At 69.1% G+C, this 16,960-nt stretch carries 15 protein-coding genes; 4 read left to right on the top strand and 11 right to left on the bottom strand.

The window, feature by feature from the left end; translation table 11 throughout:
• Positions 1 to 172: 172 nt before the first annotated feature.
• Both topA and dprA read right to left on the bottom strand, forming a co-directional pair.
• Positions 173 to 2,860, bottom strand: coding sequence for a type I DNA topoisomerase (gene topA / locus HHL28_RS08540; protein WP_075768820.1), 2,688 nt, complete (start codon positions 2,858 to 2,860; stop codon positions 173 to 175).
• A 40-nt stretch (positions 2,861 to 2,900) separates the two neighbouring features.
• Positions 2,901 to 4,022 (bottom strand): DNA-processing protein DprA, encoded by a 1,122-nt coding sequence (dprA, locus tag HHL28_RS08535; RefSeq protein WP_075768821.1) that lies wholly within the window; start codon positions 4,020 to 4,022, stop codon positions 2,901 to 2,903.
• A gap of 138 nt (positions 4,023 to 4,160) precedes the next feature.
• On the opposite strand from dprA, the gene HHL28_RS08530 reads away from it, so the two are divergent.
• Entirely contained in the window at positions 4,161 to 4,796 is a 636-nt protein-coding gene (locus HHL28_RS08530; protein WP_075768822.1) for a lysozyme family protein, read from the top strand.
• 9 nt (positions 4,797 to 4,805) lie between these two features.
• Here HHL28_RS08530 and plsY read toward each other — a convergent pair whose 3' ends face one another.
• The 7 genes from plsY to HHL28_RS08495 all read right to left on the bottom strand — a co-directional run bounded on the left by plsY (position 4,806) and on the right by HHL28_RS08495 (position 12,639).
• Positions 4,806 to 5,438, bottom strand: coding sequence for a glycerol-3-phosphate 1-O-acyltransferase PlsY (plsY, locus tag HHL28_RS08525; RefSeq protein ID WP_075768823.1), 633 nt, complete (start codon positions 5,436 to 5,438; stop codon positions 4,806 to 4,808).
• 14 nt (positions 5,439 to 5,452) lie between these two features.
• A complete protein-coding gene (gene pyrC / locus HHL28_RS08520) occupies positions 5,453 to 6,751 on the bottom strand; it encodes a dihydroorotase (protein ID WP_075768824.1) in 1,299 nt (432 codons plus the stop codon).
• A gap of 177 nt (positions 6,752 to 6,928) precedes the next feature.
• Entirely contained in the window at positions 6,929 to 8,431 is a 1,503-nt protein-coding gene (locus HHL28_RS08515) for a tyrosinase family protein (RefSeq protein WP_075768825.1), read from the bottom strand.
• A gap of 163 nt (positions 8,432 to 8,594) precedes the next feature.
• Complete coding sequence (locus HHL28_RS08510; RefSeq protein ID WP_169654983.1) at positions 8,595 to 9,002, bottom strand: hypothetical protein; 408 nt, start codon at positions 9,000 to 9,002, stop codon at positions 8,595 to 8,597.
• Positions 9,003 to 9,327: 325 nt separating this feature from the next.
• Entirely contained in the window at positions 9,328 to 10,308 is a 981-nt protein-coding gene (locus tag HHL28_RS08505) for an aspartate carbamoyltransferase catalytic subunit (RefSeq protein WP_075769164.1), read from the bottom strand.
• A 127-nt stretch (positions 10,309 to 10,435) separates the two neighbouring features.
• On the bottom strand, positions 10,436 to 11,311 hold the full coding sequence (locus HHL28_RS08500) for a dienelactone hydrolase family protein (RefSeq protein ID WP_075768827.1): 876 nt from the start codon (positions 11,309 to 11,311) through the stop codon (positions 10,436 to 10,438).
• A gap of 86 nt (positions 11,312 to 11,397) precedes the next feature.
• Positions 11,398 to 12,639 (bottom strand): CaiB/BaiF CoA transferase family protein, encoded by a 1,242-nt coding sequence (locus HHL28_RS08495; protein ID WP_075768828.1) that lies wholly within the window; start codon positions 12,637 to 12,639, stop codon positions 11,398 to 11,400.
• A 134-nt stretch (positions 12,640 to 12,773) separates the two neighbouring features.
• Between HHL28_RS08495 and HHL28_RS08490 the strand changes: the two genes are divergently transcribed.
• On the top strand, positions 12,774 to 13,112 hold the full coding sequence (locus HHL28_RS08490) for a hypothetical protein (protein WP_075768829.1): 339 nt from the start codon (positions 12,774 to 12,776) through the stop codon (positions 13,110 to 13,112).
• Between the two features lie 13 nt (positions 13,113 to 13,125).
• Here HHL28_RS08490 and HHL28_RS08485 read toward each other — a convergent pair whose 3' ends face one another.
• Positions 13,126 to 14,055, bottom strand: a complete 930-nt coding sequence (locus tag HHL28_RS08485; protein ID WP_075768830.1) for an AEC family transporter — start codon at positions 14,053 to 14,055, stop codon at positions 13,126 to 13,128.
• Positions 14,056 to 14,328: 273 nt separating this feature from the next.
• A complete protein-coding gene (gene ruvX, locus HHL28_RS08480; RefSeq protein ID WP_075768831.1) occupies positions 14,329 to 14,862 on the bottom strand; it encodes a Holliday junction resolvase RuvX in 534 nt (177 codons plus the stop codon).
• Between the two features lie 71 nt (positions 14,863 to 14,933).
• Here ruvX and gatC point away from each other — a divergent pair, with 71 nt between their 5' ends.
• Together gatC and gatA are read left to right on the top strand one after the other, a co-directional pair.
• On the top strand, positions 14,934 to 15,236 hold the full coding sequence (gene gatC, locus HHL28_RS08475) for an Asp-tRNA(Asn)/Glu-tRNA(Gln) amidotransferase subunit GatC (RefSeq protein ID WP_075768832.1): 303 nt from the start codon (positions 14,934 to 14,936) through the stop codon (positions 15,234 to 15,236).
• The gene (gene gatA, locus HHL28_RS08470) at positions 15,236 to 16,717 is read left to right on the top strand and encodes an Asp-tRNA(Asn)/Glu-tRNA(Gln) amidotransferase subunit GatA (protein WP_075768833.1); all 1,482 of its coding nucleotides are present in this window, start codon (positions 15,236 to 15,238) and stop codon (positions 16,715 to 16,717) included. Before gatC ends, gatA begins: the two co-directional genes overlap by 1 nt.
• The last annotated feature ends 243 nt before the right edge of the window (positions 16,718 to 16,960 follow it).

The raw sequence follows: 16,960 nt of genomic DNA, 5'->3' as shown, positions 1-16,960 counted from the left end.
CCTATATAATCCAGCGCCGATCCCGCTGGAACGCCTACGCGTCCCATTGTCGCGCGGTTTGGCACCCGACCGTATGCGACTTTGGCATCAACCTGAAAGGCGCCGCATTGATTTCGCTCAATTCATCATTCCGGCGCCGCGCGGTTTCCTGAGCCTTCGCGTATTGCGAGTGTCAGGCCGTCACTTTCTTCGCCGCCGCACGCTTTGCGGGTGCCTTGGCAGCCGTGGATTTGGTTGCGGACTTGGTCCCCGCCGCCTTCGCCGGGGCCTTCTTGGCAGGGGCCGCCTTCTTCGCCGGGGCCTTCTCCGTCTCGGCCGCAGCGGGGGCAGGGGCCTTGCCCGAGTCCTTGGCCGCCTTGGCCGCCAGCAGCTCCACCGCCTGCGGCAGGGTGATCTCGTCCGCGTTCATGGATTTCGGGATGCTGGCGAACAGCTTCAGGTGCTTGACATAGGGCCCGAACCGGCCGGAGCCGACGCTGATCGGCTTGCCGTCCTTGGGATGCGGCCCCAGCTCGCGCCCCTGCACCGCCTTCTTCACCGGCCCGTCGCCCAGCAGCACCACGGCCCGGTTCAGGCCGATAGTCAGCACGTCGTCGTCGGCGGTCAGGTTCTTGTAGGCGTCGCCATGCTTCAGGTACGGCCCGAACCGGCCGATGCCCGCCAGGATCTCCTGGCCCGAGCTGGGGTGCGTGCCCAACGAGCGGGGCAGGGCCAACAGCCGCAAGGCAATGTCCAGGTCCACGTCCGCCGGGTTCAGCCCGCGGGGCAGGGACACGCGCTTGGGCTTGTCTTCCTTCGACGCGGCGGCACCAAGCTGCACATAGACGCCATAGGGCCCGCGCTTCATCTGCACCTGCAGGCCCGTCTCCGGGTCGGTGCCGAGGTCGCGGTCGCCCTCCGCCTGCTCCCCTTCCTCCCCGGCCACGGCCAGGGGGCGGGTGTACTTGCAGTCGGGGTAGCGGGAACAGCCGATGAAGGCCCCCGTCTTGCCCAGCTTCAGCCCCAGCCGGCCCTGGTGGCAGTTGGGGCAGACGCGGGTGTCCACCACCTTGCCGTCCGGCCCGGTGACCTGGGGGAAGAAGTGGGGGCCCAGCGCGGCGTCCAGCGCGTCCAGCACCTGGGTGATGGTCAGGTCCTTGGTCCCCTCCACCGCCTTGGAGAAGTTGAACCAGAACTCCCGCAGCACGTCCTTCCAGAAGACGCGCCCGCCGGAGATGTCGTCCAGCTTCTCCTCCAGACCCGCCGTGAAGTCGTACTGCACATAGCGGGGGAAGAAGCTCTCCAGGAAGGTGGTGACCAGCCGGCCCCGGTCCTCCGGCACGAAGCGCCGCTTGTCCAGCCGGACATATTCCCGGTCCTGGAGCACCTGCAAGATGGACGCATAGGTGGACGGCCGGCCGATGCCCAGCTCCTCCAGCCGCTTCACCAGGCTGGCCTCGGAGTAGCGGGGCGGCGGCTGGGTGAAGTGCTGCTCGCTCTTCAGGGCGCCGCGGGTCAGGTCGTCGCCGTCCTTCATGGCGGGCAAGCGGCGGTTGCCCTCGTCCTCGTCGCCGTCGTCGTCCCGGTCCTCCTGGTAGACCTTCAGGAAGCCGTCGAAGCGGATGACGCTGCCGGTGGCGCGGAACACCGCCTCGGCACCCTTGCTCATGATGTCGACGGTGACCTGGTCCAGGATGGCACTGGCCATCTGGCTGGCCACGGTGCGCTTCCAGACCAGCTCGTAAAGCCGCAACTCGTCCTTGTCCAGGTACCGGGCCACGTCCTCGGGCCGGCGGAACAGGTCGGTGGGGCGGATCGCCTCGTGGGCCTCCTGCGCGTTCTTGGCGGCAGACTTGTAGATGCGCGGCTTCTCCGGGACGTAACTGTCGCCCCAGGTGCTGTCGATCAGCCGCCGCGCCCCGTCGATGGCCTCCTGGCTCAGGGAGACGCCGTCCGTACGCATATAGGTGATCAGGCCGACGGTCTCCCCGCCGATATCCACACCCTCATACAGCTTCTGGGCCGTGCGCATGGTCTTCATGGCGCCGAAGCCCAGCTTGCGGCTGGCTTCCTGCTGCAAGGTGCTGGTGGTGAAGGGGGCGTAGGGGTTGCGCCGCACCTCCTTGCGCTCCACCCGGCCGACCTTAAACAGCATGGGGCGGATGCGGGCCAGCGCCGCCTCGGCCGCCCCCTTGTCGCCCAGGCTGAACTTCTCCAGCCGCTTGCCGTCCAGCTGGGTCAGGCGCGCGGTGAAGGACTGGCCGGCGTGGGTCTTGAACTCCGCCTCGATGGTCCAGTATTCCTGCGGGCGGAACGCCTCGATCTCCGCCTCGCGCTCACAGACCAGCCGCAGGGCGACCGACTGCACCCGGCCGGCGGACTTGGACCCCGGCAGCTTGCGCCACAGCACCGGCGACAGGGTGAAGCCCACCAGATAGTCCAGGGCGCGCCGGGCCAGGTAGGCCTGCACCAGCTCCTGGTCCACGTCGCGGGGCTTGCGGATGGCCTCCTGCACCGCGGACTTGGTGATCTCGTTGAAGGTGACGCGCTTGACGTCCGCCTTGCCCAGCAGCTTGCGCTCGGCCAGCAGTTCCTTCACGTGCCAGGCGATGGCCTCCCCCTCCCGGTCCGGGTCGGTGGCCAGGTAGACTTTCTGCGCGCCGCGCACGGCCCGGGCGATCTCGTCCACATGGCGCTTGGAGCGGTCGCCCAGCTCCCACTCCATGGCGAAATCCTCTTCCGGCCGCACGGACCCGTCCTTGGGCGGCAGGTCCCGCACATGGCCGAAGCTCGCCAGGACGGTGAAGTCGGAGCCGAGATACTTGTTGATCGTCTTGGCCTTGGCCGGGGACTCGACGATGAGGACGCTGCTGCCAGCCACGGGAGGCCCTTTACCCCAACGGAAATGTGCAAGGGGGCCCTCAACCCACCAGGCTGACCTGGCCCCCCGGATGCCGATGCAGCCGCCCCGCCAGCTCAAGCTCCAGCAAGACGGTCAGCACCACCCCGGCAGACAATTGGCAGCCCCTGACAACTTCGTCAATGAGGACGGGGGTGGGGGACAGCGCCTCCAGCACCAGCCGCCGCGCCTCCTGGAGGTCCCGCTCGTCGGCGGCGACCGGCCCCGCGGCCCGGTAGAACCGCTCCTTCTCCGCCAGCGGGCGGGTCGCCGCCTGGCGCAGCACCATGACCACGTCGTCCGCGCTTTCCACCAGCACGGCCCCGTCCTTCAGCAGCCGGTTGCAACCCTGGGCCCGCGGGTCCAGGGGTGAGCCCGGCACGGCGAACACGTCCCGGCCCTGCTCCCCCGCCAGCCGGGCGGTGATCAGGGAACCGGACTTCAGCGCCGCCTCCACCACCAGCACGCCCAGGGACAGGCCGGAGATCAGGCGGTTCCGCCGGGGGAAGTGCCGGGCCTGCGGTTCGGTGCCCAGGGGCGACTCGGCCACGATGGCGCCGCGGTGGCGCAGATCCTCATACAGCCCCTTGTTCTCCGGCGGATAGACCACGTCCGCCCCGCCGGCCACCACGGCCGCCGTGCCGCCGGCGATGGCCCCCAGATGGGCCGCGGTGTCGATCCCCCGGGCCATGCCCGACACCACCAGGAACCCGGCCTCCGCCAGGTCGCGGGCCAGGGTCTCCGCCATCTTCCGCCCGTTGACGCTGGCGTTGCGCGCGCCAACCACGGCCACGCTGGGCCGTTGCAGCAGTTGCGCGAAGCCCAGCACGCTCAGCACCGGCGGCGCGTCGTCGATCCCGGCGAGGGGCAGGGGATAGTCCGGCTCCACCGCACAGACCAGCCGCCCGCCCATCCTGTCCAGGGCCGCCAGCTCCCGCTCCGCCTCCGCCTTGCCGGGCACCCGCAGGGGCTGCGCCCGGCCGCCGCGCCGGGCCAGGTCGGGCAGGGCCGCCAGCGCTGCCGCGGCGCTGCCGAACCGCTCCAGCAGCCGGGCGAAAGTCACGGGCCCCACATTCTCCGCCCGGGAGAGGCGGAGCCAGTCCAGGCGCTCTTGCGCGTTCAACGGGCGTCGGTCGATCTGCATACAAGAAGGGTTGTGGAATTCGTAGGTCCCGTCAACCCCTTTGCGCCTGCCGGGTTACTCCATTCGATAGAGCTATGGTAAGCTCCCTGGATACGCGCGGCCGTCCTATGGCCGGCATGTCAGGGGGAGAGGGCGTCGATGATCCCGCAGCAGTGCATCGATTTCATCATCACCGAGGAAACGGGCGGCCAAGCTTATTACACCAAGTTCGCCTGCCACCCGGTCTGGCCGGGCGGGGCGTCGGGCATCACCATCGGCGTCGGCTATGACCTGGGGCAGAACACCCTGGCCGACCTCAAGGCCACCTGGGGCGACCTGCTGGACGCCGCCACGATCCAGCAGCTCGGCACCGCCGTGGGCATCGTCGGCTCCCCCGCCAACCAGGCGAAGCTCCAGGCCCTGGTGGCCCAGCTCAAGGGCATCACCATCCCCTTCGCCGACGTCGTCCAGGTCTTCACCACCAAGTCACTGCCCGTGTATGAGGCCAAGACCCTGGCGGCCTTTCCCGGCCTGGACAAGCTGAACGGCCTTTGCATCGGCGCCATGGTCAGCCTGGTCTACAACCGCGGCACGGTCCTGACCGGCCCCACCCGGACGGAGATGCAGGCCATCCGCGACCTGATCGCCCAGGGCAAGCCGGAAGGCGTGCCGGCCCAGTTCACGTCCATGAAGCGCCTGTGGCCCAACGCCCCCGGCCTGCAGAAGCGCCGGGACGCGGAATCCCAGATGTTCCAGCAAGGCCTGAACGCCATGGCCGCCGCGCCGGTGGCGTGAGGGTGCTGGTCAGGGGGTGGGGGTGGCCCCGGCCGCCTCCGCCTTCTTGCCGCCGATCCGCGGCTCGGTCCCGGCCAGCAGGCGGGTTATGTTGTCCTTGTGGCGGACGAACACCAGCACGGCGATGAAGGCGGCCAGACCCGCCACGGCGGGACCCGACCACCACCAGCCGAACAGGGGCGACAGGGCCAGGGCCACCAGGGCCGACAGGCTGCTGATCCGGAACACCACCGCCGTCAGCAGCCACATGCCGCAGGCGAACAGGCCCACGGGCCAGGATATGGCCAGCAGCACGCCCAGGGCGGTGGCCACCCCCTTGCCGCCCTTGAAGCCCAGCCAGACCGGGAAGGCGTGGCCCAGCATGGACCCGCCCGCCGCCAGCAGCGCCGACTCTTGGCCCCCCAGCCAGAGGGCCAGCAGGGTGGCGATGCCGCCCTTGCCGCTGTCCAGCAGCAGGGTCGCCAGCGCCAGCGGCTTGTTGCCCGTCCGCAGCACGTTGGTGGCGCCGATGTTGCCGGAGCCGATCTTGCGGATGTCGCCATAGCCGGCCAGCCGGGCCAGCACCAGGCCGAAGGGGATGGAACCCAGCAGGTAGCCGCCCAGCGCGGCGGCCGCCAGGACCAGGGCAGACGTCTCGACCATCGGTATCGCCCCCCTCAGGCCGACGCGCGGGTATGGACGGTGCGCCCGTCCACCACGGTGCGCAGGACCATGCCCTGCACCGGCCGCTTGTCGAAGCAGGTGTTCTTGGATTTGGACGCCAGCCGGTCCCCGTCCACCTTCCAGGGCCGGTCCAGGTCGAACACCACCAGGTCCGCCGGCCCGCCCTTCGCCAGCCGGCCCAGCGCGGGCAGGCCCAGAATGTCCGCGGGCACCTTGGTCACCTTGTCCAGGGCCGCCAGCAGGGGCAGGGCGCCCTTGTGGTGCAGCTCCAGCACCAGGGGCAGCAGCGTCTCGAACCCCACGGCACCGAAGGCCGCCTGGGCGAAGGGTACCCGCTTCTCATCCTGGTCGTGGGGCGTGTGGTCGCTGGCGATGGCGTCGATGGTGCCGTCCGCCAACCCCTCCACGATGGCCCGGCGGTCCATCTCCGTCCGCAGTGGCGGGTCCAGCTTGAAGAAGGTGCGGTACTCGCCGACATCCTGCTCCGTCAGGGCGAAATAGGGCGGGGCCGTGTCGCAGGTCACCCGCAACCCCTTGGCCTTGGCCCGGCGGATCACCTCCACCGACTCGGCGGTGCTGATATGGGCGGCGTGGTAGCGGCCGCCGGTCATCTCCACCAGCCGCATGTCCCGTTCCAGCATGATCACCTCGGCCATGGCCGGGCTGCCGGACAGGCCCAGCCGGCTGGCGATCTCCCCCGCGTTCATCACCCCGCCGGACAGGCGCGGCTCCGCCGGGTGCTGCATGATCGGCTTGCCCCAGACGGTGGCATAGGACAGGGCCCGGCGCAGCAGCAGCGCGTCCGCCACGGCGCAGGTGCCGTCGGTGAAGCCCACGGCCCCCGCCTCCGACAGCAGGCCCATCTCCGTCAGCTCCTTGCCCGCCGTCTCCTTGGTCAGGGCGCCATAGGCGAAGACCTTGACCAGCTTGGTCTCCCGCGCCCGGCGGGCGATGAATTCCAGCCCCGACACGTCGTCGATCACCGGATCGGTGTTGGGCAGCACCGCCACCGCCGTGATGCCGCCCGCCGCGGCGCTGCGGCTGGCGGTGGCAATGGTCTCGTTATGCTCGAACCCCGGCTCCCCCACCTGGGCCCGCAGATCCACCAGGCCGGGCGCCAGACAGGCCCCGGCGCAGTCCACCACCTGGATGCCCTCCGGCACCCCGTCGGCGAACAGCCCGGGCCCGAAGTCCGCCACCTTCGCCCCCTCCGTCAGCAGGGTGCCCAAGGCATCCAGCCCCGTCGCGGGGTCCAGCAAGCGGGCGTTGGTATAGGCGGTGCGGTTGGTCATCAGGCAACTCGGCTCACGGCGGGGAAGGCAGTCGAACTCTGCATAAACCGCCCGGATTGTCGAGATGCGGTGACGGTCCGGCAGCCCCTTTTCGGCGCGGGCCCGGAATTACGACGTCCGCCGGTGCGGTGCCCGGCGGACGTCGCGAATGCCGCCCCTGGTGGGCGGTTATGGGGATCAGACCTGCCGGATGAGGATGGCGCCGACGGTGGGTTTGGCCGCGTCGTTCACCGGCCCGGCAGGCAGGAAGGCGACGACCGGCTTCGCCAGCATCTTCGCGGAGATGGCGCCGCTGGCCACCTCATTGGTGATGTCGAAATAGGCGTTCACCCCGCCCGCCGTGCCACCATGAGCGGAATGGTCCATGTCGGCCGGCATGGCCGGGAAGAAGGAGACCTGGCCGACATAGGTGCCGGACTTCGCATCCTCCCCGATATAGACGTTGAAGGCCTGGCCCACCGGCCCGGACTGCACGAGCTGGCTCAACTCCAGGACCATGCGCTTGCCCGCGGCGGGCGCCTTCGGGGCAGCCTGGAACAGGGCTGTGCCCTCACTCGTGGAGGTGAGGACCGCACGGGTCAGCCCGGCGCCCAGCACCGTAGGGCCCGTGGCCGCCGCCGCCTGGACCGGGGCGGGAGCGGCCGCACCGACAGGGGCCGTGTTCACAGCGAGCTGCAGCGTCTCCACCTTGGCTGTGCCGGGCCCGAACTGCGCGCCGTAATAGGCGTCGAAAACGTAGCCCAGCTCCACCGTGTCGCCCACCTTGGCGGCGTTGTAGCTGACCGCGTTCCCGTTGCCGTCGGCGAAGGTGTAATCGTAGCTCGTCCACTCGGAAAGCGGGTTCTGGCCGCCGTTCTTGTTCCAGCTGGCCCAGACGCGGTCCACGTTGGAATGGTGCAGCCAAAAGATCGGGTCGTTGGCGGCCGTGGGCACATAGCCCATGCCCTTCTCGTTGCCGACATAGTCGTGGACGATGCCGTGGGGATTGCTGTTCAGGCCGTTGCAGAACCCCGCCACCCCGCTCGCATCGTCATAGGTGGTGGCCTGCATGCAATTCAGGTTGATCGCCCCCTCCGGCTGGCCCAGGTCGATGGGCGTGCCCGCATTGACATCGATGTTGTAGGTCTTGCCGGTCTTCGGGTCGGTGTAGACGTACTTGTTCCGGTCCGGACGGTAGAGGGACTTGTAGAGTGGATCGTTCGGTTGGCGGAACTCCTCCGGCAGGGACTTCTGCGTCGGGTCCAGGTAATCCCAGTAGGGCAGGGTGAATTCCGGCTTGCCGGAGATGGCGCGGATGATCTCCTCGAAGCAGAGCACGTACATGCGGTGCCAGGGCAGGAACATGTAGGCGTTCTGAGCCTTTAGGTGCGACTGGCACATGCTCCACATCTGTTCGGCGAGCTGCCGGTTCGGGTCCTTGGAGGCGCCGTAGACCTCCAGGATCTTCGGGAGCTTGGTCGTCAGGTTCTGGGGGCCGGGGATGAAATGCGTGTACCACTGGAAATCCCAGGACCGCGGGTCCTTGGTCTGCAGGGCCATCATCTTGCCGACCGCATCGGCGTAGATGGCCAGCATCTGCTTACCTTTGGCCGAGTAGGCATTGTACCGCACGGTCGGCTGCTGGGCGCTGGCGACCCGGGCGAGCAGGCCAGGCACCGCAAGGCTGCCAATACCCGCCATCGTTCCGATCAGAGCCCCACGGCGCGAAATGGTCATCATGCGTATACCTCCTTAGCATTGATTTTTTCGAGGGGATGGCAGTTTTATCAGGTATATTCAATATACCCAAGTGCGCTTTCAACGCGATCTGTAGGTGGAGTTATCGGAATAAGCGATACGTGGTTCAGCCGCCGGCAATCAGAGATAGGCTGTGCAGCCGCGGATCGGACCCGGCCGCGATCGGACCGGAGTGCAAGATACCCACCCAAATCTCCCCCGCCTCCGCAAAGCGGCGGCCGATCAGGCCCGTCACTTCCGCACTGAAATCAATGGGCGGGTCTTCTTCGGCCGTGTAGCTGCGCCCGACGGCGTTGAAGAAGGAGAGAGCGCCGACGAAGCGCGCCCGCGGCCATAGCGCCGGCGGGGCGGCGGGGTCGATGCCGAGATAGAGGTTGAATGGCCGCGACACCGGCCCCGCCGCCATCAGGCCATAGCAGGTGAGGTGGATCCGCGCGCCGGGGCCGACCCGGTCGAGCGCTGCCCGGAAGCTTGGCGCCCCGCCGTCGGGCACTAGCCGCACCAGGGTCGCCACCCCGTCCAAGGGAATGGGCCCAGGCTCCGCCGGGACGGCCAAACGGACGGGGCCGGTCGTGGGGCGGGTTGGGAGCGGTCGGAGGCCCAAGCGCTGGAGAGGCCGGCCACCGGCGCCAGACAGGGCAGGCCCATGGTGACTGCCAGCAAACGCCGCCTGATCCTGTCCGTCATCGATCCCTCCTATTGCATCGAGTGACCGGTGACATGGTCGCAGATGCGGTTCCAAAACGATAGGATGTATCAATGGCGAAAATACGGCCGTCACCGGCGGCAACTAGTCCTGCCCTTTATTGCAGGGTCCCAAGCCGACGGTGTCCGCGTCCTCAGTTCCGGCCGCGGGTCAGTAAGTCCAGGCACGCCATCCGCACAGCCACGCCCAGTTCCACCTGTTGCAGGATGAGCGACCGGTGGATGTCGTCGGCCACCAGGCTGTCGATCTCCACGCCCCGGTTCATCGGGCCGGGGTGCATGATCAGGGCGTCGGGCTTGGCCAGCCCCAGCTTGTCCCGGTCCAGGCCGTAGAAGCGGAAATACTCCCGCTGGCTGGGTAGGAACTGGCCCTGCATGCGCTCGCTCTGCACGCGCAGCATCATCACGATGTCGGCGTCGCGCAGGCCGGTGGCCATGGTGTGGTGCACCTCCACCCCCATCCGGTCCACGGCCGCGGGCAGCAGGGTGGGGGGCGCCACCACGCGCACCGTGGCGCCCATGATGTTCAGCAGGTGGATGTTGGACCGGGCCACGCGGCTGTGCAGCACGTCGCCGCAGATGGCGACGGTCAGGCCCTTCAGCTTGCCCTTGCGCTGTCGGATGGTCAGGGCGTCCAGCAGGGCCTGGGTCGGGTGCTCATGCTGGCCGTCGCCGGCATTGATCACGGCGCAGTTCACCTTGTCCGCCAGCAGCTTGGGCGCGCCCGATTCCTGGTGGCGCACCACCAGCACGTCCAGGTGCATGGCGTTCAGGGTCATGGCCGTGTCGATCAGCGTCTCCCCCTTCTTCACGGAGGAGCCATCGACGGACATGTTGATGGCGTCGGCGCCCAGGCGCTTGGCCGCCAGCTCGAAGCTGGTGCGGGTCCGGGTGCTGTTCTCGAAGAACAGGTTCACCACGGTCTTGCCGTTGAGGGCCCTGCTCTTCCGCTCCTGGCTGCGGTTCTGGGCGACATAGGTGTCCGCCAGATCCAGCACCAGGTTGATCTCCGGCGCCGTCAGCCCCTCAATCCCCAGCAGGTGCCGGTGCGGGAACGCATGCGCGCGCCCCTCCAGGTCATGGGGATGCACGAAGGTCGGGGCGGGGGTGGGCATGGCGGTGTCCATGGGCCGGGACTATGGCAGGCGGGAAGCGTCAGGGTTCCCGATGGTCACCCCGACCTACGGGGCACGTGATACCGTAGGTCGCGGGTGAGCGCCAGCGAACCCCGACACCCCAAGCTCACGCCACCCCGTGTCGCTTGAACCAGGCGAGGCACCGCTTCCACCCGTCAGCCGCCGCGTCGGGCGTATAGCTCGGCCGGTAGTCGGCGAAGAAGGCGTGCGGGGCGCCGGGGTACAGCACGATCTCGCTGTCCGTCTTGCCGGCGGCCTTCAGCGCCTCACGCATCTTCTCCACGTCCGCCACGGGGATGCCCTTGTCCGCCTCACCGTACAGGCCCAGCACCGGGGCCTTCAGCTCCTTCACCCGCTCGATGGGCACCATGTCCTGCAACGGGTTGGCCGGGGTGGTCAGGCGGCCGTACCAGGCCACGCCCGCCTTCAGGGACGGGTTGTGGCTGGCGTACAGCCAGGTCACCCGCCCGCCCCAGCAGAAGCCCGTGATGCCCAGCCGGTTCGTGTCGCCGCCATTCTCCTTGGCCCAGGCGACGGTGGCGTCCAGGTCGGCCATGACCTGCAGGTCCGGCACCTTGGACACGATCTCCTTCATCAGTTGCTGCACGTCCTTGATGGCGGCCGGGTTGCCCTGGCGGGCATAGAGCTCCGGCGCGATGGCCAGGTAACCCTGCTGGGCGAAGCGGCGGCAGATATCCTTGACATGCTCATGCACGCCGAAAATCTCCTGCACCACCAGCACGATGGGGAAGGGCCCCTTGGTGTTCGGCATGGCGTGATAGGCGGGGATGGTCCCGTCCTTCACCCTCACCGTGATCTCACCCACCATCAGCCCGTCCGCCGGGGTGGTCACTATGGTCTGGGCGCTGACGGGCAGGGAGGCCAGGGCGAAGCCGGTGGCCAGCGTGGTCATGGCGAATCCGCGGCGGGTCATCTCCGGGTCGGGCAGCAGGCACTTGGCTTCGGCGGAATCGGTGCTCATCATTCCTCCCAGGGGATCGGCGCTTTGGCGCAAGAGCATGGGGCCGCGGGACCGGCTGTCCAGTCCGGCGAACGGCCGAAGGCGGCCTAGACCACGCCCTTGCCGCGCAGGGCCTCCACGGCGGCCCCGTCCAGCTTCAGCCACTCGCCCAGCACCTCGCCCGTGTGCTGCCCCAGGGTGGGCGGGGCGTGGCGGTAGTTCACGGGCGTGTCGCTGAACTTCAGCGGGCTGCCGATCAGGGGCACCGGCTCCGGCGCCGCGGCGTGGGGCATGCGCACCACCATCTCCCGCGCCAGCACCTGCGGGTCGGCGAAGACCTGGTCAAGCCGGTTGATCGGCCCGCAGGGCACGCCCAGCGGCTCCAGCCCCTCCAGCCAGTACGCGGCCGGCTTGGCGGCGATGATCCCCGCCAGCACCGGGACCAACTCCCCCCGGTTCGCCACCCGGGCGCGGTTCCTGGCATAGCGCTCGTCCGCCGCCAGCTCCGGGCAGCCGGCGAAGGCGCAGAACTTGCGGAACTGCTCGTCATTGCCCACGGCCAGGATGATCCAGCCGTCTGCCGCCTGGAAGGTCTGGTAGGGCACGATGGTGGGGTGGCCGTTGCCGTAGCGCGGCGTCACCTGCCCGCTGGTCAGGAAATACTGCCCGGCGTTGGACAGCCAGGCCACCTGGCTGTCCAGCAAAGCCATGTCGATGTGCTGCCCGCGGCCCGACTGGTCCCGGTGGCGCAGGGCCGCCAGGATCGCCACGGTCGCATACATCCCCGCCATCAGGTCGGCGATGGCCACGCCCGCCTTCATGGGCTCGCCCCCCGGCTCCCCCGTCAGGGACATGATCCCGCCCATGCCCTGGACCAGGAAGTCGTACCCGGCCCGCGGCGCATAGGGGCCCGTCTGCCCGAACCCGGTGAGGGAGCAATAGACCAGCCGCGGGTGCGCGTCGCGCAGGTCGTCATACGCCAGCCCGTACTTCGCCAGCGTCCCGGTCTTGTAGTTCTCCACCAGCACGTCCGCCTTGCCCACCAGCCGCAGGGCCAGGGCCTTCCCCTCCGGCTTGGTGAAGTCCAGCGTCAGGGACCGCTTGTTGCGGTTGCAGCTCAGGTAATAGCTGCTCTCCGCCGTCTCGTTCCCGTCGGCGTCCTTGACGAAGGGCGGGCCCCACTTGCGGGTGTCGTCGCCCTCGCCGGGCTTCTCCACCTTCACCACGTCGGCGCCCAGGTCGCCCAGGATCTGGGTGGCGCTGGGTCCCGCCAGGATGCGGCTCATGTCCAGCACCTTGATCCCTGCCAACGGGCCGGTGACGGGCGGGACGTGGGCGCGGTTCGGCATGGGGCACCAGGCTGTGGCGGGTGGGTGTCCCGCCCTTATAGGTCCCGGGGTCGAGCGGCGGCAAGGTCCCGGCCTTGCGCCCGGCCGGGCCCCGGCGCATCCTTGGCCGTGAAGCCCGACTGCCGGAGCCACCCATGCCCGCCGACGCCAAGACCACCCTGCTGCGCCAGATCCGGGACTTGCGCGCCGGCATCGACCCGGCTGTGCTGAAGAGGGCGGAGGAGGCGGCCCGCAACACCCCCGTGGCCCGGGCCGCCGGCGTGAAGCCAGCCGCCCCGCCGCCGGACATGGAGCCCTATGACAAGCAGGCGGCGCGGGACGCGGTGATGCAGTTCCTCCACGCCCGCAACGACCGGGGCCAGTTCGCCCAGCGCCTGATGGACATGATGAAGAAGGGCGACCAGGCCGCCCAGGCCTACACCTCCGCCGACCGCAGCGCCCAGCAGAGCCCGCCCAAGGGCAAGCGGGTCTGAACGGCGGCCTTGGTCACACCAGGCTGACAACCCACAGCCACAGGGGCAGCGTCAGCGCCGCCGCCAGCGTCTGGGCGGTGATGATCCCGGCCATCAGCCCTGAGTCACCGCCCATCTGCCGCGCCAGCACATAGGCCGAGGCGGAGGTGGGCAGCCCGTTGTACAGCACCGCCACCACCAGGGGCAGCGGCCCCAGCCCCCACAGGCTGCCCACGCCCAGGGTGATCCCTGGCACCACCGCCAGCCGCATGACGCTGGCCGCCACCAGGCTCGCCCCCGCCGCCCGCACCGCGCTGAAATCCAGCCCCGCGCCCACCGCCAGCAACCCCAGCGGCAGGCTCGCCGCGCCCAGGATGGACAGCAGCGGCGACACGACGGGCACGGCATGGATGCCCAGGGCATTCAGCAACGCCCCCAGCGTCACCGACAGGATCAGCGGGTTGGTCAGCACCCCCTTCACCGCCTGCCGCCATGTCGCCCGGCCCGGCCCTTCCTTCCGCCCCCAGCGGGTCAGCACCAGCACGCTCAGCACGTTGACCATGGGCACGATGGCGATCACGCCGATGGCCATCAGGGCCGTGCCCTCCCGCCCATGCAGCGCCGACCCGGCCGCCAGGCCCACATAGGTGTTGACCCTGACCGCCCCCTGGAAAACGGAGGTGAAGGCCGGCCCGTCCGTCGCCAGCCAGGGCCGCAGCGCCAGCACCAGCGCCGCCCCGCAGAGCATGGCCGCCAGCAGCGACCCGCCCAGGCCCACGATGTCCAACCCGGCCAGGTCCGCCTTGGCCGTGCTGTCCACCAGCAGGGCAGGGAACAGCACGTAATAGGTCAGCTTTTCCGCCGGCGGCCAGAAATGGTCCGGCAGCACCCGGAACCGCCGCAGCCCGAACCCCAGCACGATCAACAGGAAGATGGGCGCAAGCGCCAGGACGACGGCGGTCACGGGGGCGGCCTGCTGGATAGGGCGGTTGGTCCTGGCATGGGCCTGTGTTGGGAAAACGGATGGGAACGGATCGAAGCGGATTTGAACGGATTGGTCGACACACCAGCAGCCCGGGTGCCAAGCCCCATGATGTTGAATGGCTGCGCCGCAGGCAATCAGACCTCCAAGGACTTCCCCAACGGCGGGATCACACCGGCCCCACCGTTTTCATCCGTTGTGATCCGTTCCAATCCGTTTTCCCCACACACCTCGCCGCCCGGCCGACAGCGGACGTCACTCCCCCTCATCCACCCCGTCGAAGTCCCGCCCGAACGTGTCCGGCAGCGACGGCGGCCGGCCGATGAAGTCCAGCGCCCCTTGCAGGATGTAGGCGGCGGCCATCTTGTCCACCACCTCGTCCCGGCGCTTCCGGGTCATGTCGAAGCCGATCATCATCCGCTCCACCGCACTGGTGGACAGGCGCTCATCCCAGAAGGCCAGGTCCGGCTCGAACCCGAACACGGCGGACTTCTGCAACAGCAGGCGGGAGAAGTCCCGAACCGACTGGCAGCGCGGCCCCTCCGTCCCGTCCATGTTGACCGGCAGGCCCACCACCAGGGCGCGGACGTTGCGGTCCTTCATGGCCCGGGCAAGCTCGTTCAGGTCCTGCGTGAACTTGGTCCGCCGGACCGTGCCGATGGGGGAGGCGACGCGCAGGTCCGGGTCGCTGACCGCCATCCCGATGGTCTTCTCACCCAGGTCCAGCCCGATGATGCGCCCGCCCTTCGGCAGCGCGTCCTTCAGTTCCATGAGGTTGCGGATCGGCATGGCGGGGTGCTAGCTTCCGTGCGCTTTTTCAGGAGGGGGCATCATGCCCCGGCGCGGAGAGACTTAGCACCATGTCGGTCGACAAAGCCACATTGGACGCCAAGACGGTGGCGAAGATCGCCCACCTGGCCCGGATCAAGGTCCCGGAGGAGGACCAGGCCGGCCTGGCCCAGGAGCTGAACAAGATCCTGGATTGGGTGGAGCAATTGAACGAGGTCGACACGGACGGGGTCGCCCCCATGACCAGCGTGGCCGCGCAGACCCTGCGCCGCCGCGACGACGTGGTCTCCGACGGCGGCTACCCGGACAAGGTGGTGAAGAACGCCACCGACGCCGCCGAACATTTCTTCTCCGTGCCCAAGGTGGTCGAATAATGACGAACCTGACCCACCTGTCCATGGCGGAGGCCCTGGAGGGCCTGCGTTCCAAGCAGTTCACCGCCACCGAGCTGACCGAGGCCTATGTGAAGGCGGTGGAGGCGGCGCGTCCCCTCAACGCCTTCATCACCGAGACGCCGGAGATCGCCCTGCGCCAGGCGAAGGCCGCGGATGAGCGTTATGCCGCCGGCAAGGCCCTGCCGCTGGACGGCATGCCCCTGGGCATCAAGGACCTGTTCTGCACGGAGGGGGTGCTGACCACCGCCGCCAGCCACATCCTGGACGGCTTCCACCCACCGTATGAGAGCACGGTCACCAGCAACCTGTTCCGCGATGGCGCGGTGATGCTGGGCAAGCTGAATTTGGACGAGTTCGCCATGGGCTCGGCCAACATCACCAGCCATTACGGCCCGGTGCTGAACCCCTGGACCGGCAAGGACCCCGCCAACGCCCCGCGCAAGCTGGTCCCCGGCGGCTCCTCCGGCGGCTCCGCGGCCAGCGTCTCCGGCCGTTTCGCCATCGCCGCCACGGGTACTGACACCGGCGGCTCCATCCGCCAGCCCGCCAGCTTCGTCGGCATCGTCGGGTTGAAGCCCACCTATGGCCGCTGCTCCCGCTGGGGAATCGTCGCCTTCGCCAGCTCCCTCGACCAGGCGGGCCCCATGACCCGCACGGTGAAGGACGCGGCCCTCATGCTGCAAAGCATGGCCGGCTTCGACCCGAAGGACAGCACGTCCGTGGACATGCCCGTGCCGGACTTCGCCGCAGCGCTCACCGGCGACATCCGTGGCCTGCGCGTCGGCATCCCCCGCGAATACCGCGTGGACGGCATGCCGGCGGAGGTGGAGCGCGTCTGGCAGCAAGGGATCGAGTGGCTGAAGGCGGCCGGCGCGGTGCCGGTGGAGATCAGCCTGCCCCACACCAAGTACGCCCTCCCCACCTACTACATCGTGGCGCCGGCGGAATGCTCCTCCAACCTCGCCCGCTATGACGGCGTCCGCTTCGGCCTGCGGGTCGAGGGCAAGGACCTGAAGGACATGTACGAGAACACCCGCGCCGCGGGGTTCGGCAAGGAGGTGCGCCGCCGCATCCTGATCGGCACCTACGTGCTGTCGGCCGGCTATTACGATGCCTATTACCTGAAGGCCCAGAAGGTCCGCGCCCGCATCGCGGAGGACTTCACGAAAGCCTACGAGCAGTGCGACGTCATCCTGACCCCGACGGCCCCCAGCACGGCCTTCGCCATCGGGGAGAAGCAGGACGACCCCATCGCCATGTACCTGAACGACGTGTTCACGGTCCCGGCCAGCCTCGCCGGCCTCCCCGGCATCTCCGTCCCCGCCGGCCTCGCCAACGATGGCCTCCCCCTGGGCCTCCAGCTCCTGGGCCGGCCGTTCGACGAGGAAACCCTGCTGCGCGTCGCCGGCGTCCTGGAACAGGCGGCAGGCCCGCAGCCCCTGCCGCCGTATGTGGGGTGACCCGTGGGTCGGGGTGAGGCGCAGCCGAACCCCGACACTACCGCGCCGATGCCGATCTCTGGATGTCATCCCTGGCTTGACCCGGCGCTTTTGTATCCTGCCCGAGCCATCGCCCAGTAAAGGTTCAGCGGCAGCGGCCGGGAGGCCTCAGGGCAGCGAAGCCCGTTCCCGAGCGCGGGCCCCCGGCCGTCGTTCCCCGAAACCCGGACAGTCGCCGGAGCCGCCAAGCGAGCTCGCATCGGC

It is taken from the genome of Aerophototrophica crusticola, assembly GCF_012913305.1.
GTDB lineage: Bacteria > Pseudomonadota > Alphaproteobacteria > Azospirillales > Azospirillaceae > Niveispirillum > Niveispirillum crusticola.
This window is presented reverse-complemented; position numbering and strand designations above follow the sequence as displayed.